This window comes from Mitsuaria sp. RG, from assembly GCF_028369275.1.
GTDB lineage: Bacteria > Pseudomonadota > Gammaproteobacteria > Pseudomonadales > Pseudomonadaceae > Aquipseudomonas > Aquipseudomonas peradeniyensis.
Map to the genome: position 1 here is coordinate 1 of NZ_JAQMYQ010000005.1, position 21,930 is coordinate 21,930.

Below are 21,930 nucleotides of genomic sequence, written 5' to 3' on the forward strand. Positions count from 1 at the left end.
GATCCTTCAAAAAGGGACCCGCCGTAAGGGCGGAAAGGTGACTATGCGTCCCCATCGCCAATGAATGCGCATAAAAAAATCAAAACTATCATCCCCAAACCCAAGCCCCCCAGAACACCCCCCACCCCATGGTCTAGTCTGAAACCTACCGGTACCGGCCCACCCCCAAACCACAAAAGCCGGCCCGGAAACCATTGGAGTCCCTGGGAGGTGCCCCATGAGCCTGCTGCTCGAGCCATACACCCTGCGTCAGCTGACCCTGCCCAACCGCATCGCCGTATCCCCCATGTGCCAGTACTCCGCCGTCGACGGCCTGGCCAACGACTGGCACCTGGTCCACCTCGGCAGCCGCGCGGTCGGTGGCGCGGGTCTGGTGATCAGCGAGGCGGTCGCGGTCACCGCCGACGGACGTATCACCGCCGAGGACCTCGGCTTATGGACCGACGACCAGATCAAACCCCTGCAACGCATCACCCGTTTCATCACCGCCCAGGGTGCCGTCCCCGGTATCCAGCTGGCCCATGCCGGGCGCAAGGCCAGCACCCACAGGCCATGGCTCGGCAAGCAGGGCAGCGTCAAGATCGAGGACGGCGGCTGGCAACCGGTCGGGCCATCGAAGATCGCCTTCGACCCACAGCACACCGCGCCACGTGAACTGACCAAGGACGAGATCCAGGACGTGGTCGGCGCGTTCGTCGCCGCCACCGAGCGGGCCTTGCAGGCCGGCTTCAAGGTGGTCGAGATCCACGCCGCCCATGGCTACCTGCTGCACCAGTTCCTCTCGCCGCTGAGCAACCAGCGCCGCGATGAATACGGCAGCTGCTTCGAAAACCGCATCCGCCTGACCCTGCAGGTTGCCGAGGCGGTACGCAAGGCCTGGCCGCAGGAGCTGCCGCTGTTTGTGCGGGTATCGGCCACCGATTGGGTCGAGGATGGCTGGAACCCGGATGAGACCGTCGAGCTGGCCCGTCGCCTGCGCGCCCTGGGTGTCGACCTGATCGACGTGTCGTCAGGAGGCACCTCGGTCAATGCCGAGATCCCCACCGGCCCCGGCTACCAGACCCGCTTTGCCGAACGGGTACGCAAGGAGTCGGAAATCGCCACCGGCACCGTCGGCATGATCACCGAACCGGCCCAGGCCGAGCATATCCTGCGCACCGGCCAGGCCGATGTGATCTTCCTCGCCCGCGAGCTGCTGCGCGACCCGTACTGGCCATTGCATGCCGACGACGACCTGGGTGGCAACAAGGCGACCTGGCCGGCGCAGTATCAGCGAGCCACCAGCCGGGCCAACCCCATCCACGAGTCGGACCTGCGCGACTGACTCAGCTACAGGCCGCCTGGCTGAGGATGTCGCTGACCCACTGGTTGATGCTCTTCTGCGCCAGCTCGGCCTTGGCCGCCACGCTGGCGTGGAGGGTGGGCTCCAGGCGCAGGCTGAGTTTTCCGGAGTAGGTCTTCTGCGGTTCGCGCCCCAGGCGCTGGCAGGTTTCGAGGTAGTCATCGACAGCTTCCTCGAACGCCTGGCGCAGTTCGCTGATCGATTCGCCATGGAAGCCGATCACATCGCGGATGCCGGCGACATGACCAACCAGCAGTTGGTCTTCGTCGCTGTATTCGATGCGGGCCGAGTAGCCGCGGTAATTCATCACATTCATGGGGTAACTCCTGCCTGCTCCAGGAACTGGCGGGCATCGCGCACCTGATAGGGCTTGGCGTGCCGGTCGGGGTGAGGGCGATGGAAGGTCGCGACCTCGCCATTGAGCTCAAACCGCACGCGTGAACCCCTGCCTTCGATCACCCGGGCATCGAGCGAAACCAGCAGGGACTCCAGGCGCGACCAGTCCAGCGTTCGTGGAACGGGCTTCTTGAAGACGAGTTCGAGTAACGCACGTTGATGATTATTCATGGTATCAGTCTGTGATACCAGTTCCACAAAGCTCAATAGATCAACGGTAGGGCGTCGCAGGGGCAATTCGTGGGAAATGTCGCGCGGTTGTGCGGAAAAACCGCTGCTCCATGGTAACGCTCCCGACTGGAAGCAACTGGCGAAGCCAACAAACCAAGCTGGGCAACATCCGGATGCAAATGCGTTAAGCGTGGCTTCAGCTTGCCGGCCTACTCTGGAGCCCTACCTACTTTGGATGCTTGCGAGGTCTGCCAGATGAACACCCGTGGTCTGCTCGATCAGCTATTGAAAACCGGTCAATCCATGCTGCAGAACCAACAGGGCAAGGGCACCAGTCACAAGGGCTCCGGTAGCCTCGGCAGCCTGCTGTCCGGTGCCGGTGGTGGCGCATTGGCGGCGGGAGCCATGGGCCTGCTGCTGGGGAACAAGAAGGCGCGCAAGTACGGCGGCAAGGCGCTCACTTACGGCGGATTGGCCGCGCTTGGCGTGCTGGCCTACAAGGCCTATGGCAACTGGCAGGCGCGCCAGGGCGCGGGCAATCACGAGCCGCAGACCCTCGACCGCCTGCCGCCGGCCCAGGCCGAGCAGCATAGCCAGGCCGTGCTTCGGGCGTTGGTGGCAGCGGCCAAGTCCGATGGCCATATCGACGAACGCGAGCGGGCGTTGATCGAGGGCGAGTTCACCCGCCTGGACAGCGACCGCGAGTTGCAGCACTGGCTGCATGCCGAACTGAACAAGCCGCTGGACCCGGCCGAGGTCGCCCGCGCCGCGCAGACCCCGGAAATGGCCGCCGAGATGTACCTGGCCAGTGTGATGATGGTCGATCAGGAGAACTTCATGGAGCGCGCTTATCTCGATGAGCTGGCCCGCCAGCTGCGCCTCGACCCGAACCTGCGCCAGGAGCTGGAGAACCAGGTCAGGCTTGCCGCGGGTCAATGACCCGGCATTTGGCCACCTGAACGGGCACGGACGCCTGAATACCGCCACATTCAGCCGCAATTGAACGGGAAGCCTGGGCTATACTTCGGCGATTTTTCCCGCTCGTATCGAATTCCTGAGGGCTGAATGTGAAGAACTGGACCTTGCGCCAACGGATCCTGGCAAGTTTCGCCGTGATCATCGCCATCATGCTGCTGATGATCGTGGCCGCCTACTCGCGGCTGGTGGCGATCGAGTCCAGCGAGGAAGCCGTGGGGTCCGACAGCATCCCCGGCGTCTACTACAGCTCGATGATCCGCAGTGCCTGGGTCGACAGCTACGTCACCAGCCAGCAACTGGTGGGGCTGTCCAACCACCGCGAGATCACCACGGCCGATCTTGAGTTGTTCAAGGGCTTTGATGATCGCCTCAAGAAACATATGGCCAGCTACCAGGCGACCATCCGCGACGCGGCCGACCAGGCAGCTTTCGATGACTTCACCCGTCTGGAGGAGGAGTACGTCAAGCTCGTCGACCAGGTCCTGGAGACCTACCGCCAGAAGAACTACCCCGAAGCCCAGCGCTTGATCATGGATGTGCTCACGCCAGCCTGGAAGGAAGGGCGCCAGCACCTGAACGAAGTGATCGAGCGTAACCGCGAGTCCGCCGACAAGGCCACCAACGACATCGTCAGCGCGGTCAACACCGCCAAGGGCAGCATGATCGTCTCGTTGCTGCTGGCCATCATCGCCGCTGTTGTCTGCGGCCTGCTGCTCATGCGCGCGATCACCGCACCCATGCTGCGAATCGTCCATGGGTTGGACGGCCTGCGCTCCGGCGATCTGAGCATGCGCCTGAACCTGGACCGCAAGGATGAGTTCGGCGCGATCGAGGGGGGCTTCAACGAGATGGCCGAGTCGCTGGCCAACCTGGTGGCCCAGGCCCAGCGCTCGTCGGTGCAGGTGACCACCTCGGTCACCGAGATCGCCGCCACCTCCAAGCAGCAACAGGCCACCGCCACCGAAACCGCCGCCACCACCACCGAGATTGGCGCCACGTCGCGGGAAATCGCCGCCACCTCGCGGGACCTGGTGCGCACCATGACCGAAGTCACCAGCGCCGCCGACCAGGCTTCGAGCCTCGCTGGCTCCGGCCAGCAGGGCCTGGCACGCATGGAAGAAACCATGCACCAGGTGATGGGCGCCGCCGACCTGGTCAATGCCAAGCTGGCGATCCTCAATGAGAAGGCCAGCAACATCACGCAAATGGTGGTGACCATCGTCAAGGTCGCCGACCAGACCAACCTGCTGTCACTTAACGCCGCCATCGAGGCGGAGAAGGCCGGTGAATACGGTCGCGGTTTCGCCGTGGTCGCCACCGAGGTGCGGCGTCTGGCCGACCAGACCGCCGTGGCCACCTACGACATCGAGCAGATGGTGCGCGAGATCCAGTCGGCGGTGTCGGCCGGGGTGATGGGGATGGACAAGTTCTCCGAGGAAGTGCGCCGCGGCATGTTCGAGGTGCAGCAGGTCGGTGAGCAACTGAGCCAGATCATCCACCAGGTGCAGGCGCTGGCGCCGCGGGTGCTGATGGTCAACGAGGGCATGCAGGCCCAGGCCACTGGCGCCGAGCAGATCAACCAGGCGCTGGCCCAGCTCAGTGATGCCAGCACCCAGACCGTCGAGTCGCTGCGCCAGGCCAGCTTTGCCATAGATGAACTGAGCCAGGTGGCTGCCGGGCTGCGGGGCGGTGTGTCGCGGTTCAAAGTCTGACGAAGATGAACGACATGTCCCCCCGCGAGGCGCGCGCCACCACTGAAAAGGGCGTGCTGTACCTGCAGTTTCGCATCGCCGACCAGCGCTTCGCCCTGGATGTGCGCGAGGTGATCGAGGTCCTGCCGCATCGTGCGCTCAAACCCATAGCCCAGGCCCCGGCCTGGGTGGCCGGCGTGCTTGCCCATCGTGGTGCGCTGGTGCCGGTGATCGACCTGTCGGCGCTCAGTTTCGGCTCGCCGGCCCAATCGCGTAGCAGCACGCGCCTGGTGCTGGTGCATTACCGCGTCGATCCACAGCGCCCGCAGTTGCAGTTGGGGCTGATCCTGGAGCAGGCCACCGATACCCTGCGTTGTGCGCCCGAGGAGTTCCAGCCCTACGGCCTGGACAATGCCGAGGCACGTTACCTCGGGCCGGTGCGCCAGGACGCACGGGGCTTGCTGCAACGCATCGAGGTGGACGACCTGCTGTCGGACGCGGTGCGCGAGTTGCTGTATCCGCTGGAGCCAGGGCAGGTGCAGGCATGATTGAGCAACGTTTCTTTCGCTTCCTGCAGGAGCGCATCGGCCTGGACGTCGAGTCGGTCGGCGCGGCAATGGTCGAGCGTGCCTTGCGCCAGCGCTGCACCCTCGTGCAGGCGGTAAACCTGGACGACTACTGGCTGCGCCTGCAGCAGTCGACCGATGAGCAGCAGGCCCTGATCGAGGCAGTCATCGTTCCGGAAACCTGGTTCTTCCGCTACCCCGAATCCTTCACTGCGTTGGCGGGGCTGGCCCACAAACGCGTGGCTGAACTGGCCGGTGCCCGGCCTCTGCGTATCCTCAGCCTGCCGTGCTCCACCGGCGAGGAGCCGTATTCGATCGCCATGGCGTTGCTCGACGGCGGGCTGAGCCCCGGGGCATTCCGTATCGACGGCATCGACATCAGCCCCAGCTCGGTGGCCAAGGGCGAGCAAGGTGTTTATGGCCGCAATTCCTTCCGCGGCAGTGAGCTGGCCTTCCGCGAGCGGCATTTCACCGCCGTCGACGAGGCCCATCGCCTGGATGCGCGGGTGCGCCAGCAGGTCAGCCTGCAGGTGGGCAACGTGCTCGATCCGGCGCTGCGGGCGCGTGAAGGCCTCTACGATTTCGTGTTCTGTCGTAATCTGCTGATCTATTTCGACGTGCCGACCCAGCAGCGGGTGTTCGAAGTGCTCAAGCACCTGACCCATGCCCAGGGCGTCCTGTTCATCGGCCCGGCCGAGGGTAGCCTGCTGGCGCGCCTGGGCATGCGACCGCTGGGGATCGCCCAGTCATTTGCCTACGTGCGTCAGGATGAAGCGCCGCCGGTCGTCATTGCCAAGCCGGCGCCGGTGGCCCGCCCAGCAGTCGCGCCACCCGTGCCACCGCGGGTCGTTGCGTTGCCGTCACGGAGCGGCAGGACGAGCGCCGCGCCAGTCGCCAGGGCGATGCCTGCCGAGGATGAGGCGCAACTGCTGGCCCGCATCGCCCAGCATGCCAATGCCGGCGACAGCGCCCAGGCCAGGGAAGGCTGCGAGCGCTATCTGCGCAAGTTCGCGCCCAAGGCACAGGTCTATTACTGGCTGGGGTTGCTCAGCGACACCGAGGGCGATGCCGCGCAGGCCATCACCCATTACCGCAAGGCCCTCTATCTCGAACCACAGCATCCAGAGGCGCTCATGCACCTGGCCATGCTGCTGGCCGCGCAGGGCGACGAGGCGGGCGCGCGGCGCCTGCAGGAGCGTGCTGCTCGGGCTGGCCGGGAGTCTGAACGATGAGCGGCGGATACCATATGCAACTGATCGCCCACGATGACGAGCAGATCGATGACTGCTGGAACCGTATCGGGGTGCATGGCGACAAGCAGTGCCCCTTGCTGCCACGGCATGTGCACTGCCGCAACTGCGAGGTCTATGCCGAGGCGGCCACGCGCCTGCTCGACCGTTATGCGCTGATCCAGGATGAACAGCTCGAGGCGCCAGTCGTGCAGGAAGAGGCGATCGGCCGCTCGATGCTGCTGTTCCGCCTGGGCGAGGAATGGTTGGCCCTGGCCACCGCCTGCCTGGCCGAGATCGCCCCGTTGCAGCCGGTGCACTCGTTGCCTCACCAGCGTTCGCGGGTGCTGCAGGGGGTCGCCAATGTGCGCGGTGCACTGGTGCCTTGCTTGTCGCTGGCCGACCTGCTCGGCGTGCCGATCGAGGCGGGCAGTGAGCGCGGCGGGCGGAGCATGCCGCGCATGCTGATCCTGGCGGCCGAAGGCGGGCCGGTGGTGGTGCCGGTGGACGAGATCGACGGTATCCATCGCCTCGACCCGGCGAGCCTGGACAATGGCCGCGATGCGGCGCACTTCACTGCGGCGGTGCTGCAGTGGCGCGGGCGCAGCGTGCGTGTGCTGGATGAACAACACCTGATGTCAGCCGTGAAGCGGAGCCTCTCATGACCCCGGAGCAAATGCGCGATGCGTCGCTGCTCGAGCTGTTCAGCCTGGAGGCCGAGGCCCAGACCCAGGTGCTCAGCGCGGGCCTGATGGCGCTGGAGCGCAACCCCGCGCAACCCGATCAGCTCGAGGCCTGCATGCGTGCGGCGCACTCGCTCAAGGGGGCGGCGCGGATCGTTGGCATCGACGCCGGGGTCAGTGTCGCCCACGTCATGGAAGACTGCCTGGTAGCAGCCCAGGAGGGCCGCCTGCTGCTGCGCCCCGAGCATATCGACGCGCTGCTACAGGGCAGCGACCTGCTGATGCGTATCGCCACGCCGGGCGATCAGGACAGCGAGGCCGCCGTGGCGGTGTTCCTGGCGCAGATGGCGGCCTTGCTCGACCCCTCGGCGCCCCAGCTGGCCAACGCGCAGCCGAGTGCAGCGAGCCTGCCGCCTGTCGTCCAGCCCGCACTGCCGGAGCCCGAGCCCCTGCCGCCACCGGAGCCCGACGTCGAAGCGGAACCGATGCCTGCCCGCAAGGCCGGAAAACGCGGTGGCGAGGGCAGCGAGCGGGTGTTGCGGGTCACCGCCGACCGACTGAACAGCCTGCTGGACCTGTCGAGCAAATCGCTGGTCGAGACCCAGCGCCTGAAACCCTACCTGGCCACCCTGCAGCGCCTGAAGCGCATGCATGGCCAGGGCATGCGGGGGCTCGACGGGCTGAAGGCCCAGTTGGAGGAGAGCGGCCAGGGGCCGGAGGTGCTCGAAGCCCTGGCCCAGACCCAGCAATTGCTGGCCGAGACTCAGCAGATCCTGTTGCAACAGGCCGCTGACCTGGACGAGTTCGGCTGGCAGGCCAGCCAGCGTGCGCAGTTGCTGTACGACACGGCACTGGCCTGTCGCATGCGTCCGTTCGCCGATGTGCTGACCGGGCAAAGCCGGATGGTCCGCGACCTTGGCCGCTCGCTGGACAAGCCCGTACGCCTGCTGATTGAAGGCGAGAAGACTCAGGTCGACCGCGATGTGCTGGAAAAGCTCGAGGCGCCGTTGACCCACCTGCTGCGCAATGCTGTCGATCACGGCATCGAGCTGCCCGAGCAGCGCCTGCTGGCCGGCAAGCCAAGCGAGGGCACGGTACGCCTGCGTGCTTCGCACCAGGCCGGATTGCTGATCCTCGAATTGTCCGATGACGGTGCCGGTATTGATCTGCAGCGTCTGCGCCGCAGTATCGTCGAGCGTGCCCTGTCGCCGGCCGAGACCGTGGCGCAGATGAGCGAGGCCGAGCTGCTGACGTTCCTGTTCCTGCCGGGCTTCAGCCTGCGCGACACGGTCACCGAGGTGTCCGGTCGCGGTGTCGGGCTGGACGCGGTGCAGCACATGGTCCGCGACCTGCGCGGGTCCATCGAGTTGACCCAGGTGGCGGGGCAGGGCTGCTGCTTCCACCTGGAAGTGCCGTTGACCCTGTCGGTGGTGCGCAGCCTGGTGGTCGAGGTGGGCGGCGAGGCTTATGCCTTCCCCTTGGCGCATATCGAGCGCACCGTCGAAGTGCCGGCCGAGGCCATCGTGCAGATCGAAGGCCGTCAGCACTTCTGGCACGAAGGGCGGCATATCGGCCTGGTGGCCGCCAGCCAGTTGCTCAACCGACCGGCGGCCCAGGGCGATGAACAGAGCCTTCGGGTAGTGGTGATCCGCGAGCGCGATCAGCTCTATGGAGTGGCGGTCGAGCGGCTGATCGGCGAACGGGTGCTGGTGGTGATGCCGCTGGACGCGCGCCTGGGCAAGGTCCAGGACATTTCCGCCGGCGCCCTGCTCGATGATGGCTCGGTAGTGCTGATTGTCGATGTCGAGGACCTGCTGCGCTCGGTGGACAAACTGCTCAGCACCGGCCGTCTGGAGCGTATCGAACGGGGCGGACGGGGCGGCAAGGGCGTGGCACGCAAGCGCATCCTGGTGGTCGACGACTCGCTCACGGTACGCGAGCTGCAGCGCAAGCTGCTGGGCAACCGCGGCTATGACGTGGCGGTGGCTGTCGATGGCATGGACGGCTGGAACGCCCTGCGCAGCGATGATTTCGACCTGCTGATCACCGACATCGACATGCCGCGCATGGACGGTATCGAGTTGGTCACCTTGGTAAGGCGCGACAATCGCCTGCAATCGCTGCCGGTGATGGTGGTGTCCTACAAGGATCGTGAAGAAGACCGGCGTCGTGGACTGGATGCCGGCGCCGACTATTATTTGGCCAAGGCCAGCTTCCATGACGATGCGTTGCTGGAGGCGGTCGTGGAGCTGATCGGAGGTGCCCAGGGATGAGAATCGCCATCGTCAACGACATGCCCATGGCCGTGGAGGCCCTGCGCCGTGCGTTGGCCTTCGAGCCCGCGCATCAGGTGATCTGGGTGGCGGGCAATGGCGCCGAGGCGGTGCGCCTGTGCGCCGAGCAGACCCCGGACCTGATCCTCATGGACCTGATCATGCCGGTGATGGACGGTGTCGAGGCCACCCGGCGGATCATGGCCGAGACTCCCTGCGCCATCGTCATCGTCACGGTGGACCGCAAGCAGAATGTGCACCGGGTGTTCGAGGCCATGGGCCATGGCGCCCTGGATGTGGTCGACACACCGGCGCTGGGCGCGGGCGACGCCCGGGAGGCGGCCGCGCCGCTGTTGCGCAAGATCCTCAACATCGGCTGGCTGATCGGGCAGCAGCGTCCCAGCGCTGCCCGGGCGGTGGCCGCGCCGCTGCGCGAGGCGTCGCAGCGGCGAGCACTGGTGGCCATCGGTTCTTCGGCGGGAGGGCCGGCGGCGTTGGAAGTGCTGCTCAAGGGCCTGCCGCGCACTTTCCCGGCGGCCATCGTGCTGGTCCAGCATGTCGACCAGGTGTTCGCCGCCGGCATGGCCGAATGGCTCAGCACCGCGTCCGGCCTGCCGGTGCGCCTGGCCCGCGAGGGTGAGCCTCCGCAGCCGGGGCAGGTGCTGCTGGCCGGCACCAATCACCATATCCGCCTGCTGAGGAATGGCGAGCTGGCCTACACTGCCGAGCCCGTCAACGAAATCTACCGGCCCTCGATCGACGTGTTCTTCGAGAGCGTGGCGCGCTACTGGTCTGGCGATGCGGTGGGCGTGCTGCTTACCGGGATGGGACGCGATGGCGCCCAGGGCCTGAAACTGATGCGCCAGCAGGGCTTCCTGACCATCGCCCAGGACCAGCAGAGCAGCGCGGTATACGGCATGCCCAAGGCTGCCGCGGCGATCGACGCGGCGGTGGAAATCCGTCCGCTGGAGCGAATTGCCGGGCGACTGATGGAAATCTTTTCGAAATGACGATATGTATTGAGGCGCGCCGCGTGGCCGGCGGTCAACGGGTGACTACGGATGAATGATCTACCGATCGAAGGTTTCACGACCATCAACGAAAGCGCGGCGATGGTCCTGCTGGTCGACGATCAGGCGATGATCGGCGAAGCCGTGCGCCGTGGTCTGGCCCACGAAGAGAACATCGACTTCCACTTCTGCGCCGACCCGCACCAGGCGGTGGCCCAGGCCATGCGCATCAAGCCCACGGTGATCCTTCAGGACCTGATCATGCCGGGTCTCGACGGCCTGACCCTGGTGCGCGAGTACCGCAACAACCCGGCCACCCAGGACATCCCGATCATCGTCCTGTCGACCAAGGAGGACCCGCTGGTCAAGAGCGCGGCCTTCGCCGCCGGGGCCAACGACTACCTGGTGAAGCTGCCGGACACCATCGAGCTGGTGGCGCGTATCCGCTATCACTCGCGCTCGTACCTGACGTTGTTGCAGCGTGACGAGGCTTATCGCGCCCTGCGGGTGAGCCAGCAGCAGTTGCTCGACACCAATCTGATGCTGCAGCGGTTGATGAACTCGGACGGTCTCACCGGGCTGTCCAACCGCCGTCACTTCGACGAGTACCTGGAGCTTGAGTGGCGCCGGGCTATTCGTGAGCAGCAGCAGTTGTCGTTGCTGATGGTCGATGTCGATTACTTCAAGGCGTTCAACGACAGTTTCGGCCACCTGGCCGGTGACGAGGCCCTGCGGCAGGTGGCCGAGGCCATACGTGGCTGCTGTTCGCGGCCGACCGACCTGCCGGCGCGATACGGCGGCGAGGAGTTCGCCCTGGTGCTGCCCAACACTTCGCCTGGTGGTGCGCGGCTGGTGGCGGAAAAGCTGCGCCAGACCATCATGGGCCTGAAGATCGCCCACACCGTGCCTGAGGCGGCCTCGCACCTGACTGTAAGTATCGGTCTGGCGACCTTGACGCCGAGTGTCGGCAGTCATTGCCGGCAACTGATTTCGGCGGCGGACAAGGGGTTGTATCTGGCCAAGAACAGCGGGCGTAATCAAGTCGGGATTGCCTAAGTGAGTTCCCGCGGGGTGTTAGTGTTTTCAGAACTTACTAACCCTGCGGGACCGGCTTGTCGGCAGAGGCCATAAATTACAATTGCTGGCTAAAACCTAAACTCCAATTTCTTCGCTCTTCGCTCTTCGCTCTTCGCTCTTCGCTCTTGCTTCTAAGTGCGCGGTAGATCAGGCAACACCAATTGCGACTTCAGGAGGCCGAGCGGAGTTCTTGCGAAGGGAGGTGACGGGCATGGATGCCCGTCAAGCGCTGCGCCCCAGGATGGGGCGTTCAGCGCGGTCCTCCCGGGAGCAAGAACGGAGCGAGGGAACCCCGGAGCGAAGCGTAGGGGCCGGATGAATGGAGCGAGGATTTTTTGGTTCCTTTTTGATCCTTCAAAAAGGGACCCGCCGTAAGGGCGGAAAGGTGACTTTGTGTCACCATCGCAAATGAATGCGCCTATAACTTTCAAAACTCATGCTTTAAAAGTCAAAGTCAAAGTCAAAGTCAAAGTCAAAGTCAAAGTCAAAGTCAAAGTCAAAGTCAAAGTCAAAGTCAAAGTCAAAGTCAAAGTCAAAGTCGGTCGGTGCTGGTTTTAATAGTTGTAAGTGCATTCATTTTCGATGTCGACGCATAGTCACCTTTTCGCCCTTACGGCGAGTTCCTTTTTGAAGGATCAAAAAGGAACCAAAAAATCCTCGCTCCATTCATCCGGCCCTCCGCTTCGCTACGGGTTCCCTCACTCCGGCCTTGCTCCCGGGAGGACCGCGCTGCAGGGCCCATCCTGCGCCCCAGCGCTTGACGGGCATCCATGCCCGTCACCTCCCTCCGCAAGGCCTGCGTTCGGCCTCCTGAAGTCGCGAAGGTACGGGCGGCGCCTGGGATGACGCAGCTGTCGCTAGCGGGTTATGGGGCTAGACTCCTGATCGGCAACGGCAACGGCAACGGCAACGGCAACGGCAACGGCAACGGCAACGGCAACGCCGGAAATAGGGCGTAATGGGGTTTGCGCCCAGACCGCCCGGCGGGTCTGCCGCCAGCCCCCAGACTCGGTTATACTCGCGGGCTTTTCACCGAATTCGCACGAGAGCTGCCCGCCCATGGAAATCCAACCGATCCTGAACACCATCAAGGACCTCACCGAGCGTTCCCAGTCTATTCGGGGGTATCTTTGACTACGATCACAAACATGATCGTCTGGTCGAAGTAAACCGCGAGCTGGAAGACGCCGCCGTCTGGAACAAGCCCGAATACGCCCAGGCCCTGGGCCGCGAGCGCGCCATGCTGGCGCAGGTGGTCGAAACCCTCGACAAACTGTCCAATGGCCTTGGCGACTGCAAGGACCTGCTCGACATGGCCGTCGAAGAAGGTGACGAAGGCGCCGTCAGCGATGTCGTGACCGAGCTGCAAGGGCTGGAGGAATCCCTCGCCCTGCTCGAGTTCCGTCGCATGTTCAGCGGCGAGATGGACCCGAACAACGCCTACCTGGACATCCAGGCCGGCTCCGGCGGCACCGAGGCCCAGGACTGGGCCAACATCCTGCTGCGCATGTACCTGCGTTGGGCCGACAAGCGTGGCTTCGACGCCACCATCATCGAACTGTCCGAGGGCGAAGTCGCCGGCATCAAGGGCGCCACCGTGCACATCAAGGGCGAGTACGCCTTCGGCTGGCTGCGCACCGAGATCGGCGTGCACCGCCTGGTGCGCAAGAGCCCGTTCGACTCCGGGGCCCGTCGCCACACCTCGTTCTCGGCGGTGTTCGTCTCGCCCGAGATCGACGACAAAGTCGAGATCGAGATCAACCCGTCCGACCTGCGCATCGACACCTACCGCTCCTCGGGCGCCGGTGGTCAGCACGTCAACACCACCGACTCGGCCGTACGTATCACCCACGTACCGACCAACACCGTGGTGGCCTGCCAGAACGAACGTTCGCAGCACGCCAACAAGGATACCGCCATGAAAATGCTGCGGGCCAAGTTGTACGAGCTGGAAATGCAAAAGCGCAACGCCGCCTCGCAAGCCCTGGAAGACAGCAAGTCGGACATCGGCTGGGGCCACCAGATCCGCTCCTACGTACTGGATGACTCGCGCATCAAGGACCTGCGTACCGGCGTCGAGCGCAGCGACTGCAACAAGGTGCTCGACGGTGATATCGACGAATACCTGGAAGCGAGCCTCAAGCAGGGCCTGTAACCCGTACACCACCGCCGCGATACCAGGCCCGACGGGCCGGTATCGCCTGCCCTGCCCGACAGGGGCAACGAACACCTGATGGAAAGAATGACGACATGAGCGACCTCAAGACCGAAGCGCAAGACCTGCAACAGGAAGAAAACGCCCTGATCGCCCTGCGCAAGGAAAAACTTGCCGCCGAGCGCGCCAAGGGCAATGCCTTCCCCAACGACTTCCGCCGCGACAGCTACTGCAACGATCTGCAGAAGCAGTACGCGGACAAGACCAAGGAAGAGCTGGAAGCAGCCGGCATTCCGGTCAAGGTCGCCGGTCGCATCATGCTCAACCGTGGCTCGTTCATGGTCATCCAGGACATGACCGGTCGCATCCAGGTCTACGTCAACCGCAAGACCCTGCCAGAAGAAACCCTGGCTGCGGTCAAGACCTGGGACCTGGGCGACATCATCAGCGCCGAAGGCACCCTGGCCCGTTCCGGCAAGGGCGACCTGTACGTCGAGATGACCAACGTGCGCCTGCTGACCAAGTCGCTGCGCCCGCTGCCGGACAAGCACCACGGCCTGACCGACACCGAGCAGCGCTACCGCCAGCGCTACGTCGACCTGATGGTCAACGAGGAAACCCGCCACACCTTCCGTGTGCGTTCGCAGGTGATCTCGCACATCCGCAAGTTCCTCATCGAGCGCGACTTCCTCGAAGTCGAAACCCCGATGCTGCAGACCATCCCAGGCGGCGCCGCGGCCAAGCCGTTCGAAACCCACCACAACGCCCTGGACATGGCCATGTTCCTGCGCATTGCGCCGGAGCTGTACCTCAAGCGCCTGGTGGTCGGTGGCTTCGAGAAGGTGTTCGAGATCAACCGCAACTTCCGTAACGAAGGCGTTTCGACTCGTCACAACCCAGAATTCACCATGCTCGAGTTCTACCAGGCCTACGCCGACTACCGCGACAACATGGACCTCACCGAGGAACTGTTCCGCGAGCTGGCGCAGCTGGTACTGGGCAGCACCGACGTGCCGTACGGCGACAAGGTGTTCCACTTCGGCGAGCCGTTCGTGCGCCTGTCGGTGTTCGACTCGATCCTCAAGTACAACCCGCAGCTCACCGCCGCCGACCTGCAGGACGTCGACCGTGCTCGCGAGATCGCCAAGAAAGCCGGCGCCAAGGTGCTCGGCCACGAAGGCCTGGGCAAGCTGCAGGTGATGATTTTCGAAGAGCTGGTCGAGCACAAGCTGGAACAGCCGCACTTCATCACCGAGTACCCGTTCGAAGTCTCGCCGCTGGCCCGTCGCAACGACGACAACCCGGCCGTGACCGACCGCTTCGAGCTGTTCATCGGTGGCCGCGAGATCGCCAACGCCTACTCCGAGCTCAACGATGCCGAAGACCAGGCCGAGCGCTTCCTGGCCCAGGTGGCCGAGAAGGACGCCGGTGACGATGAGGCCATGCACTACGACGCCGACTTCGTCCGCGCCCTGGAATACGGCATGCCGCCGACCGCCGGTGAAGGCATCGGCATCGACCGTCTGGTGATGCTGCTGACCAACTCGCCGTCGATCCGCGACGTGATCCTGTTCCCGCACATGCGCCCACAGGCCTGAGCGATCTGAACAAGCCGCCTTTCGAGGCGGCTTTTTCATGCCTGAAGCTTTATGTTGTTTGTGCTGGCCTCTTCGCGGGTAAATCCGCTCCCACAGGGGAGTCGCACTTAACCTGTGGGAGCGGGTTTACCCGCGAAGAGGCCGGCACCGGCAACCCACTGTTCATGAGGTACCTCCAGTGACCCCCGCAATGCCCCACCAGGGCGCCGCCGGCATCGCCACCGCCGTCGCCGAGAGCGTGCAGTACCAGGGCCGCAAGACCGCCCGCCAGGGCAGCGAACAGCGCCGCCAGCAGATCCTCGACGCTGCCATGCGCATCGTCGTGCGCGATGGCGTGCGCGGCGTGCGCCACCGCGCCGTGGCCGCCGAGGCCGCTGTACCGCTGTCGGCCACCACCTACTACTTCAAGGACATCCAGGACCTGCTGGCCGATACCTTCGCCCAGTACGTCGAACGCAGCGCGGCCTACATGGCCAAGCTGTGGACCAACACCGAAGGCGTGCTGCGCCAGTTGCTGGCCCAGGGCGACGGCACCCCCGAGGCCCGGGCGCACCTGGCCGATGAAGTGGCGCGCATGCTGGCAGACTACGTCCTGCGCCAACTGAACAACCGCCGCGATTTCCTCATGGCCGAGCAAGCCTTTCGCCAGGAGGCGCTGCTGTGCCCACGCCTGGCCGAACTGGTGCAGGCCCACGAGCAGATCCTGCTGCATGGCGCGCGGCAGATCCTGCAGGTGGTTGGCTCGCGCCAGCCCGAGCAGGATGCCCAGATGTTGACGGCGATAATCGAGCAGATGGAATATCAGGGCCTGCTCAAGGATGCGAATGCGCAGGCCGATGAGCAGATGCTCGCTATCCTTGTCCGATACCTGCAGATGGTGCTGGCCTCGGCCTGAGTGGCGAACGACTTTTCAAGGAGAACCTGATGAAAGCCTGGCGTGTGGTGTTGTTGACCTTGTCATTCCTCCTGCTGGGCGGTTGTCTGGTGACGTTTGACGAGCCGCTGCCGGCCAACCAGCCGGCGCCTAAGGCCCTGCTCGGGCAGTGGAGCAGCAAGGATGCCTGGGGCCAGCCGCTGAAGCTGAGCATCAGCCGCGCCGGCGGCAACACCTACAAGGCGGTGGCCCGCGCCCAGGGCAAGGCGCCCGAGGAGTACGCGTTCACCGTGGCCCGGCACGGCAACCGCTGGTACCTGTCGGCCGGCGTGCCCAAGCGCCTGGGCGGCAACTTCCTGATCGGTGGCTTCGAGGTGATCGACGGCAAGCAGCTGGTGGTCTACAACCTCGATGTCGAGCAGGTGCAGCAGGCCGTCGCAAAGAAAGAACTGAGCGGGCGCAATACCGAAGTGCCGGAAGATAACGGCGAGGGCGTGCTGATCGACAGTCCGACCGAGCGGGTGCTGGCGTACCTGGACGATCCCGCCAACTCCGATCTGTTCGTCGAGGTGGCGCGCTTCCAGCGTGTTGGCAAATAGTGGCGACAGTGTGTGCCTTTTCGCGGGTAAACCCGCTCTGCGCAGCTTTGCCGACGGTGCTGAACCTGTGGGAGCGGTTTTACCCGCGAAAAGGTCTGGCACGTATCTGAACCGTTAAGGAGTCCCGCGTGGACGAGTACCAGCAGACCATACGCACGTTGTCCGACCGCATCGTCGCCACCCAGACCCCGATCCGCGTGCTTGACGCAGTGAAATGGGACGACGGTATCCGCCAGGGCTTCCTCAAGGCCAAGGGCAAGGAGCCTCCGGCGGTGGACCGTGCCTACTACCAGAGCCGCCCGCTGTCGTTCGACTCCAGCGCGGTGAAGGCCGAATTCCAGAGCATCGAGCGCGACATCACCCGGCAGTTGGGCCAGTTCAACCCGGTCGGGCAGATCATGCGGCGCATGTGCAAGGAATACCGCATGGTGGTGCGCATGCTCGAGGCACGCGGCACCGAGGACTTCGGGTTGATTTCCCAGGAGCTCTACGGCGCCGCCTCCGACGCCTTCCACGCCGGTGATCCGACCCTGGCCGACCTGGGCCTGATGCTCTCGGATTACCTGAACAACATCGACGGTCGCGGCGACCTGAAGGACGAACCGAAGAACCTCACGGCCAAGGAAGCGGTGGCGATCCTTCAGCGTCGCCTGAACAAGGTGTTCGGCGAAGCCGAGGAGACCATCCGCGTGTTCGAGTCCGACGGCATCGTCGCTGACGCCGCGGCCGGCGCCGACTACATCAAGGTGCGCGCCGACGCGATGTTCAACAGCCGCGACGTGCGCGCCCTGGAAGTGCATGAAGGCCTGGTGCACGTCGGCACCACCCTCAACGGCCTGAACCAGCCGATCTGCACCTTCCTGGCCAAGGGCCCGCCCTCGTCGACGGTGACCCAGGAGGGCTTGGCCATCCTCATGGAGGTGATCGCCTTCGCCTCCTACCCCAGCCGCCTGCGCAAGCTCACCAACCGCACCCGTGCCATCCACATGGTGGAGGAGGGCGCCGACTTCCTGCAGGTCTTCGAGTTTTTCCGTGGCCAGGGCTTCGAGATGGGGCAGAGCTACAGCAATGCCAGCCGGGTGTTCCGTGGTTCGGTGCCCAATGGCCTGCCATTCACCAAGGACTTGTCCTACCTCAAGGGCTTCATCATGGTTTACAACTACATTCAGTTGGCCGTGAAGAAGGGCAAGCTCGAGCAGATCCCGTTGCTGTTCTGCGGCAAGACCACCCTGGAAGACATGCGCACGCTGCGCCAGCTGGTCGAGGAAGGGCTGGTCGAACCGCCCAAGTACCTGCCCGAGCAGTTCCGCGACCTCAACGCGCTGTCGGCCTGGATGTGCTTCTCCAACTTCCTCAATCACCTGAGCCTGGACCGTATTGAAGCCGACTACGCGAACATTCTCTGACGCCTGCCGTCACCTCGCCTTCGGCCTCGGGTTGCTGCTGTTGAGCGGCTGCAGCAGCCTGCTGTTCTACCCTGAGCCCGGCCAGCCGTTCACCCCGGAAATGGCCCACCTGCAGTACCAGGACCTGACCCTCAACGCCGCCGACGGCACGCGTCTGCATGGCTGGTGGCTGCCTGTGCCGCAGGGTGTCGAGGTCAAGGGCACGGTGCTGCACCTGCATGGCAATGGCGGCAACCTGGCCTGGCACCTGGGCGGCAGCTACTGGTTGCCGAAAGAGGGCTACCAGGTGCTGATGATCGACTATCGCGGCTATGGGCTTTCCCAGGGCAAGCCGACATTGCCTGACGTGTATGGCGACATCGGCGCGGCGCTGGACTGGCTCGACAAGGCGCCCCAAGCCAAGGGCAGGCCGCTGGTGCTGCTGGGCCAGAGCCTCGGCGGGGCCATGGCCATCCACTACCTGGCCCAGCACCCCGAGCAGCGCCGACGCTTCAGCGCCCTGGTGTTCGATGGCGTGCCGGCCAGCTACCGGGCGGTGGGGCGTTATGCCCTGAGCACTTCGTGGATGACCTGGCCACTGCAAGTGCCGCTGTCGTGGCTGGTGCCGGACGGCGACAGTGCGATCAACTCGATCGCCCGCCTGGACAGCCCGCCGAAGCTGTTCTTCCACAGCATCGACGACAACCTCGTGCCGTTGGACAACGGACTGCGCCTGTACCGCCAGGCGCCGCCGCCCCGGGTGCTGCAGCTTACCCGGGGCGACCATGTGCAGACTTTCGCCGACCCGACCTGGCGCCAGGTGATGCTGCGCTTCCTGGAAGACCCTAGCCATTTCAACGGCCTGCGCCGCCTGGCCGAAGTACCCAACTACCCTGACGAGAAGAACAAGCAATGAGTGAAGAACGCAACGCCATCCCGCTGATCCTGACCGGCGTCGGCAGCATCATCGTGACGGTGGGAGCCCTCTGGTACTACGGCTACCTGCATTTCGCCAAGCCCGAGGATGCGCTGTTGCTGCAGGATTTCACCATGCTCAAGACCATTCCGGGCGAAGACTACAAGCTCTCGCTGACGCCGGCGCCACAGGTGGCGCAGTGCATCGATGGTGTGCTGGTGCTGTTCGACACCGAGCAGAAGGGTCTGACCGGCGTGCTGGTGGACAACCGCAAGCGCGCGGTGCGTTGCATGGGGCAGGAGACGCCGCAGCAGGTGCAGTGAATGATGGGGCTGCTGCAATGCGGCCCGATCAGTTCAATCGCGCGCTGGCGACTGAATAGACATCGCATCGTTCACGTTTGCCGATCGCGATGACAAGCACTACCACGCGATGATCAATCACCTGGTAGACCAAGCGGTAGCCGGCTGATCTCAATTTGATCTTGTAGCAATCAGCCATGTTATTGAGCCGGTCTTTTTCAACTCTGGGTTGAGCCAGTCGGGCCTTGAGTTTCTTGGCAAGCTGCAGGCGCAGTGTGGGTTCGAGCTTGCGATACTCCTTGTGCGCTCGTGAATCAAACTCAAGGTTGTAGCTTGCTGTCGCGCTCTGCGTCGGCGATGAGCTCATCGATATCCACCTTCACGGTAGGCCCGCCAAGTCGCTGGCGTACCAGCTCGGCCAGTTGGATATCGTCAATCAGATCCATCATCGCCTCGTAGCGCTCTGGTGGTACTGCGTAGAAGGCGGGCTCGTTCCGATTGAGGATCACCACGGTTTCACCGTGCGCTTGGCGAATGGTGCCCATTGGGTCTTTCTTAAGGTCGGTGATGGATGCTGCCAGATCGGCGAGGACAGGGTAGGTCATAGTTGTATCAACCCATTTGTCGAGAAGGACGGTTGCCTCAGTTTAGTGCTTTTAAAGGTGTCTTCAAAGGTGCTTTTGACGGAAGGTCAAGCATGAAAAAACCCGCCATCAGGCGGGTTTTTTCATTCAGACAGCAGCCCTCATTGGACTTGGCTCACCGCCCGCGGTGCCACCGGCTGGTTGTCGTTGGAGATGGTCACCTCCACCCGACGGTTCTGCGCGCGGCCCGAGTTGCTGCCGTTGTCGGCCACCGGGTACTCCTTGCCATAACCCTGGGCGACGATGCGCGCGGGATCCACGCCGGCACGTACCAGTGCCATACGCACGGCGGCGGCGCGGCGCTCGGACAGGGTCTGGTTGTAGTTGGCCGAGCCGACGCTGTCGGTGTAGCCCTCGACGATCACCTTGCGCTCAGGGTTCTCCTGGAGGAACTGGGCCAGCTTGGTGACGTTGGGGTAGGCGCTGCTCTTGAGCACGGCCTTGTTGAAGTCGAACAGCACGTCACCGAAGGTCACCAGGGTGCCACGGTCGGTCTGCTTGGCGTTCAGGCTGTCCTGCAGCTTCTTGATCTGCGCGTCGCGGGCGTCCAGCTTGGCCTGGGCGCGCTGGGCGGCGGCGTTCTTGAGCTCGGCCTCGGCGCCGCGCAGGGCGATGGTCTGCTTGGCCACTTCGACACGCTGGTTGGTCAGGTAGGCGAGCTGGTCGACTTTCTTCGAGTCCTCGCGCTCCATGTAGGCCTTGTCGGCCTTGTTCAACCAGTCCTGGGCGTCCTTGGTCTCGAGTGCGGCCACCTTGCTCGATTGCGGGTCGCTCTGCAGGGCCGAGAAGTTGGTGCGGGCCGACTCCAGGTTGGCGTTCGGGTCGTGGGAGCAGGCGGCGAGGCCCACGCTCAGGGCCAGCAGGGCGGGAATCATGACGTAGTTGCGCATAGTGTTCATCCTTTGATCGTTAACGAAGGCTCATGAGGCTGGGCAGGGCTCATTCGGCGCTGCGCAGGCCTTCCTCGCGTACATCGTTGATACCCTGGCGGGCATCCTGCACGGCCTTCTGGGCCTTGGCCGCCTGGGCCTTGCGCTCGGCGACGCGGGCGTCCCACTCAGCTTGTTCGGCCAGCAGCTTGGCCTGGTCGTACTGCTTGTCGTGCATGGCGATCTCGGCCTTCTTGAACTTGTCCTGGGCAGCCTTCATTTCCACTGCGGCGAACTCGGTGCCACCGGCACTGACCGCCGAGTTGACCGCCGATTGGGTCACGGCGTATTGCTCGGTCGGCGGTTTGCCCGCGCAGCCGGCCAGCACCAGGCTGCTGCCCAGGGCCAGCGCGGCCAGCTTGAGCCCGCGCAGGTGAGTGGAGGAAGGTTGTGCGATGCGGGTCTTCATGGTGGTCAACTCCATTGGGTCACTCCTGTTAAACGACGATGCCACGCCGTGGCTATCGCTGTTCCCCTGTGGCCAGCGTCGGGCGCAAAGGCCCGTGTTTACAGGGTTTTGCCGTGATGGCTATTGGCTGTGACCGAGGCGTTTTTTGAATAGTTCAGAAAAATTTGCACGCTAAAGGTATTTTTTTCTGACTAATCAGTCAGCGGAATTTCCATGGAACTTCCGCTGTGGATGACGGTATGCCGGGTCTTGCCCGGCACCCGGAAAGGCTCAGTGCGACTGCTCTTCCCGCACCCGGCCAAGGGCCTGCAGGTGGCGCCGGGAGAGGGCCAGGAAGCGCGGCGTCGGGCCGATGTCCTCGTACAGCGGGTCGCCTTCCTCGTCGGTGGCGATCACCTGCTGGCCCTTGATGTAGGGGAAGCTGGCCTCCAGTTCCTCGAGCGCCGCCGCCACCAGTTCGCCCAGCAGTTCCTCTGGGCTGCGCTTGGGGTACATGTCGATCAGCGCGGCCAGGCGCGCTTCGGCTTCCATGTCCAGGTGCAGGACATGGCCGGTGGGGCTCAGGCGGCCGGCGGCGTTCTGTTCCCAGTGCTGGGCGAGTTGGCGAATTTTCATGATGACCTCTGTCAAAGCCTGGTAATGGCATTGCTTCGGATGTCCTGTGTTCACTTTAGTTGCTCTGGCCGTTTCTGGCTTGCCAGGC

23 protein-coding genes are annotated in these 21,930 nt (G+C 64.2%); 16 read left to right on the forward strand and 7 right to left on the reverse strand.

Annotated elements, in window-relative coordinates; all coding sequences use genetic code 11:
- Window positions 1-217 precede the first annotated feature (217 nt).
- Window positions 218-1,324 carry an NADH:flavin oxidoreductase/NADH oxidase gene (locus POF53_RS04335; RefSeq protein WP_232857704.1) on the forward strand — a complete coding sequence of 369 codons (1,107 nt, stop codon included), beginning with the start codon at window positions 218-220 and terminating at the stop codon, window positions 1,322-1,324.
- Between the two features lies 1 nt (window position 1,325).
- Here the strand turns inward: POF53_RS04335 and POF53_RS04340 are convergent, their stop codons facing one another.
- Window positions 1,326-1,658, reverse strand: a complete 333-nt coding sequence (locus POF53_RS04340) for a type II toxin-antitoxin system HicB family antitoxin (protein WP_232857705.1) — start codon at window positions 1,656-1,658, stop codon at window positions 1,326-1,328.
- A complete protein-coding gene (locus POF53_RS04345) occupies window positions 1,655-1,909 on the reverse strand; it encodes a type II toxin-antitoxin system HicA family toxin (RefSeq protein ID WP_232857706.1) in 255 nt (84 codons plus the stop codon). The genes POF53_RS04340 and POF53_RS04345 overlap by 4 nt, the downstream gene beginning before the upstream one ends.
- Window positions 1,910-2,164: 255 nt before the next feature.
- Between POF53_RS04345 and POF53_RS04350 the strand changes: the two genes are divergently transcribed.
- The 15 genes from POF53_RS04350 to POF53_RS04420 all read left to right on the forward strand — a co-directional run bounded on the left by POF53_RS04350 (window position 2,165) and on the right by POF53_RS04420 (window position 19,266).
- Entirely contained in the window at window positions 2,165-2,848 is a 684-nt protein-coding gene (locus POF53_RS04350; RefSeq protein WP_203651040.1) for a tellurite resistance TerB family protein, read from the forward strand.
- A gap of 128 nt (window positions 2,849-2,976) precedes the next feature.
- Window positions 2,977-4,599, forward strand: a complete 1,623-nt coding sequence (locus POF53_RS04355; protein ID WP_232857707.1) for a methyl-accepting chemotaxis protein — start codon at window positions 2,977-2,979, stop codon at window positions 4,597-4,599.
- 5 nt (window positions 4,600-4,604) lie between these two features.
- A complete protein-coding gene (locus POF53_RS04360) occupies window positions 4,605-5,126 on the forward strand; it encodes a chemotaxis protein CheW (protein WP_232857708.1) in 522 nt (173 codons plus the stop codon).
- Window positions 5,123-6,376: a CheR family methyltransferase gene (locus POF53_RS04365; protein WP_498966545.1), complete on the forward strand. Its 1,254-nt coding sequence runs from the start codon at window positions 5,123-5,125 to the stop codon at window positions 6,374-6,376. The genes POF53_RS04360 and POF53_RS04365 overlap by 4 nt, the downstream gene beginning before the upstream one ends.
- Window positions 6,373-7,038, forward strand: a complete 666-nt coding sequence (locus tag POF53_RS04370; RefSeq protein ID WP_232857710.1) for a chemotaxis protein CheW — start codon at window positions 6,373-6,375, stop codon at window positions 7,036-7,038. The genes POF53_RS04365 and POF53_RS04370 overlap by 4 nt, the downstream gene beginning before the upstream one ends.
- Window positions 7,035-9,329: a hybrid sensor histidine kinase/response regulator gene (locus POF53_RS04375; protein WP_232857711.1), complete on the forward strand. Its 2,295-nt coding sequence runs from the start codon at window positions 7,035-7,037 to the stop codon at window positions 9,327-9,329. Before POF53_RS04370 ends, POF53_RS04375 begins: the two co-directional genes overlap by 4 nt.
- The gene (locus POF53_RS04380; protein WP_203651051.1) at window positions 9,326-10,339 is read left to right on the forward strand and encodes a chemotaxis response regulator protein-glutamate methylesterase; all 1,014 of its coding nucleotides are present in this window, start codon (window positions 9,326-9,328) and stop codon (window positions 10,337-10,339) included. Before POF53_RS04375 ends, POF53_RS04380 begins: the two co-directional genes overlap by 4 nt.
- 51 nt (window positions 10,340-10,390) lie before the next feature.
- Complete coding sequence (locus tag POF53_RS04385; RefSeq protein ID WP_050704372.1) at window positions 10,391-11,395, forward strand: response regulator; 1,005 nt, start codon at window positions 10,391-10,393, stop codon at window positions 11,393-11,395.
- A 1,080-nt stretch (window positions 11,396-12,475) separates the two neighbouring features.
- Window positions 12,476-13,571 (forward strand): peptide chain release factor 2 gene (gene prfB / locus POF53_RS04390; RefSeq protein ID WP_203651053.1). Its coding sequence is split into 2 segments (ribosomal slippage): window positions 12,476-12,547 and window positions 12,549-13,571, totalling 1,095 coding nucleotides; the frame shifts between segments, so codons are not numbered across the junction.
- Window positions 13,572-13,666: 95 nt separating this feature from the next.
- Window positions 13,667-15,169: a lysine--tRNA ligase gene (lysS, locus tag POF53_RS04395; protein ID WP_232857712.1), complete on the forward strand. Its 1,503-nt coding sequence runs from the start codon at window positions 13,667-13,669 to the stop codon at window positions 15,167-15,169.
- Between the two features lie 178 nt (window positions 15,170-15,347).
- Window positions 15,348-16,064 carry a TetR/AcrR family transcriptional regulator gene (locus POF53_RS04400; protein ID WP_498966549.1) on the forward strand — a complete coding sequence of 239 codons (717 nt, stop codon included), beginning with the start codon at window positions 15,348-15,350 and terminating at the stop codon, window positions 16,062-16,064.
- Between the two features lie 29 nt (window positions 16,065-16,093).
- Window positions 16,094-16,642, forward strand: a complete 549-nt coding sequence (locus POF53_RS04405) for a LolA-like protein (protein ID WP_232857713.1) — start codon at window positions 16,094-16,096, stop codon at window positions 16,640-16,642.
- 128 nt (window positions 16,643-16,770) lie between these two features.
- Window positions 16,771-18,048: a flavohemoglobin expression-modulating QEGLA motif protein gene (locus tag POF53_RS04410; RefSeq protein ID WP_232857714.1), complete on the forward strand. Its 1,278-nt coding sequence runs from the start codon at window positions 16,771-16,773 to the stop codon at window positions 18,046-18,048.
- Window positions 18,049-18,088: 40 nt separating this feature from the next.
- On the forward strand, window positions 18,089-18,943 hold the full coding sequence (locus POF53_RS04415; protein WP_498966552.1) for an alpha/beta hydrolase: 855 nt from the start codon (window positions 18,089-18,091) through the stop codon (window positions 18,941-18,943).
- The gene (locus POF53_RS04420; protein WP_186659985.1) at window positions 18,940-19,266 is read left to right on the forward strand and encodes a PA3694 family proteiin; all 327 of its coding nucleotides are present in this window, start codon (window positions 18,940-18,942) and stop codon (window positions 19,264-19,266) included. Before POF53_RS04415 ends, POF53_RS04420 begins: the two co-directional genes overlap by 4 nt.
- A 28-nt stretch (window positions 19,267-19,294) precedes the next feature.
- On the opposite strand, the gene POF53_RS04425 is transcribed toward POF53_RS04420, so the two are convergent.
- The 5 genes from POF53_RS04425 to POF53_RS04445 form a co-directional block, all read right to left on the reverse strand.
- Window positions 19,295-19,612, reverse strand: a complete 318-nt coding sequence (locus POF53_RS04425; RefSeq protein WP_232857716.1) for a type II toxin-antitoxin system RelE family toxin — start codon at window positions 19,610-19,612, stop codon at window positions 19,295-19,297.
- Window positions 19,566-19,850 (reverse strand): type II toxin-antitoxin system Phd/YefM family antitoxin, encoded by a 285-nt coding sequence (locus tag POF53_RS04430; RefSeq protein ID WP_232857717.1) that lies wholly within the window; start codon window positions 19,848-19,850, stop codon window positions 19,566-19,568. The genes POF53_RS04425 and POF53_RS04430 overlap by 47 nt, the downstream gene beginning before the upstream one ends.
- Window positions 19,851-19,990: 140 nt before the next feature.
- Window positions 19,991-20,779 carry a lipotoxin F family OmpA-related lipoprotein LptF gene (gene lptF, locus POF53_RS04435; protein ID WP_232857718.1) on the reverse strand — a complete coding sequence of 263 codons (789 nt, stop codon included), beginning with the start codon at window positions 20,777-20,779 and terminating at the stop codon, window positions 19,991-19,993.
- Between the two features lie 49 nt (window positions 20,780-20,828).
- Entirely contained in the window at window positions 20,829-21,242 is a 414-nt protein-coding gene (locus POF53_RS04440; RefSeq protein ID WP_028691568.1) for a DUF4398 domain-containing protein, read from the reverse strand.
- Window positions 21,243-21,497: 255 nt separating this feature from the next.
- Complete coding sequence (locus POF53_RS04445) at window positions 21,498-21,842, reverse strand: hypothetical protein (RefSeq protein ID WP_050704382.1); 345 nt, start codon at window positions 21,840-21,842, stop codon at window positions 21,498-21,500.
- Between the last annotated feature and the right edge of the window lie 88 nt (window positions 21,843-21,930).

Excerpts from the sequence above, each read along its gene's own strand:
- POF53_RS04350 (WP_203651040.1), top strand. The coding sequence starts at position 2,165 with ATGAACACCCGTGGTCTGCTCGATCAGCTATTGAAAACCGGTCAATCC.
- lysS (WP_232857712.1), top strand. The coding sequence starts at position 13,667 with ATGAGCGACCTCAAGACCGAAGCGCAAGACCTGCAACAGGAAGAAAAC.
- POF53_RS04340 (WP_232857705.1), bottom strand. The coding sequence starts at position 1,658 with ATGAATGTGATGAATTACCGCGGCTACTCGGCCCGCATCGAATACAGC.
- POF53_RS04405 (WP_232857713.1), top strand. The coding sequence starts at position 16,094 with ATGAAAGCCTGGCGTGTGGTGTTGTTGACCTTGTCATTCCTCCTGCTG.
- lptF (WP_232857718.1), bottom strand. The coding sequence starts at position 20,779 with ATGCGCAACTACGTCATGATTCCCGCCCTGCTGGCCCTGAGCGTGGGC.
- POF53_RS04385 (WP_050704372.1), top strand. The coding sequence starts at position 10,391 with ATGAATGATCTACCGATCGAAGGTTTCACGACCATCAACGAAAGCGCG.
- POF53_RS04375 (WP_232857711.1), top strand. The coding sequence starts at position 7,035 with ATGACCCCGGAGCAAATGCGCGATGCGTCGCTGCTCGAGCTGTTCAGC.
- POF53_RS04440 (WP_028691568.1), bottom strand. The coding sequence starts at position 21,242 with ATGGAGTTGACCACCATGAAGACCCGCATCGCACAACCTTCCTCCACT.
- POF53_RS04445 (WP_050704382.1), bottom strand. The coding sequence starts at position 21,842 with ATGAAAATTCGCCAACTCGCCCAGCACTGGGAACAGAACGCCGCCGGC.
- POF53_RS04430 (WP_232857717.1), bottom strand. The coding sequence starts at position 19,850 with ATGACCTACCCTGTCCTCGCCGATCTGGCAGCATCCATCACCGACCTT.
- POF53_RS04335 (WP_232857704.1), top strand. The coding sequence starts at position 218 with ATGAGCCTGCTGCTCGAGCCATACACCCTGCGTCAGCTGACCCTGCCC.
- POF53_RS04360 (WP_232857708.1), top strand. The coding sequence starts at position 4,605 with ATGAACGACATGTCCCCCCGCGAGGCGCGCGCCACCACTGAAAAGGGC.
- POF53_RS04380 (WP_203651051.1), top strand. The coding sequence starts at position 9,326 with ATGAGAATCGCCATCGTCAACGACATGCCCATGGCCGTGGAGGCCCTG.
- POF53_RS04345 (WP_232857706.1), bottom strand. The coding sequence starts at position 1,909 with ATGAATAATCATCAACGTGCGTTACTCGAACTCGTCTTCAAGAAGCCC.
- POF53_RS04370 (WP_232857710.1), top strand. The coding sequence starts at position 6,373 with ATGAGCGGCGGATACCATATGCAACTGATCGCCCACGATGACGAGCAG.
- POF53_RS04365 (WP_498966545.1), top strand. The coding sequence starts at position 5,123 with ATGATTGAGCAACGTTTCTTTCGCTTCCTGCAGGAGCGCATCGGCCTG.
- POF53_RS04420 (WP_186659985.1), top strand. The coding sequence starts at position 18,940 with ATGAGTGAAGAACGCAACGCCATCCCGCTGATCCTGACCGGCGTCGGC.
- POF53_RS04425 (WP_232857716.1), bottom strand. The coding sequence starts at position 19,612 with ATGAGCTCATCGCCGACGCAGAGCGCGACAGCAAGCTACAACCTTGAG.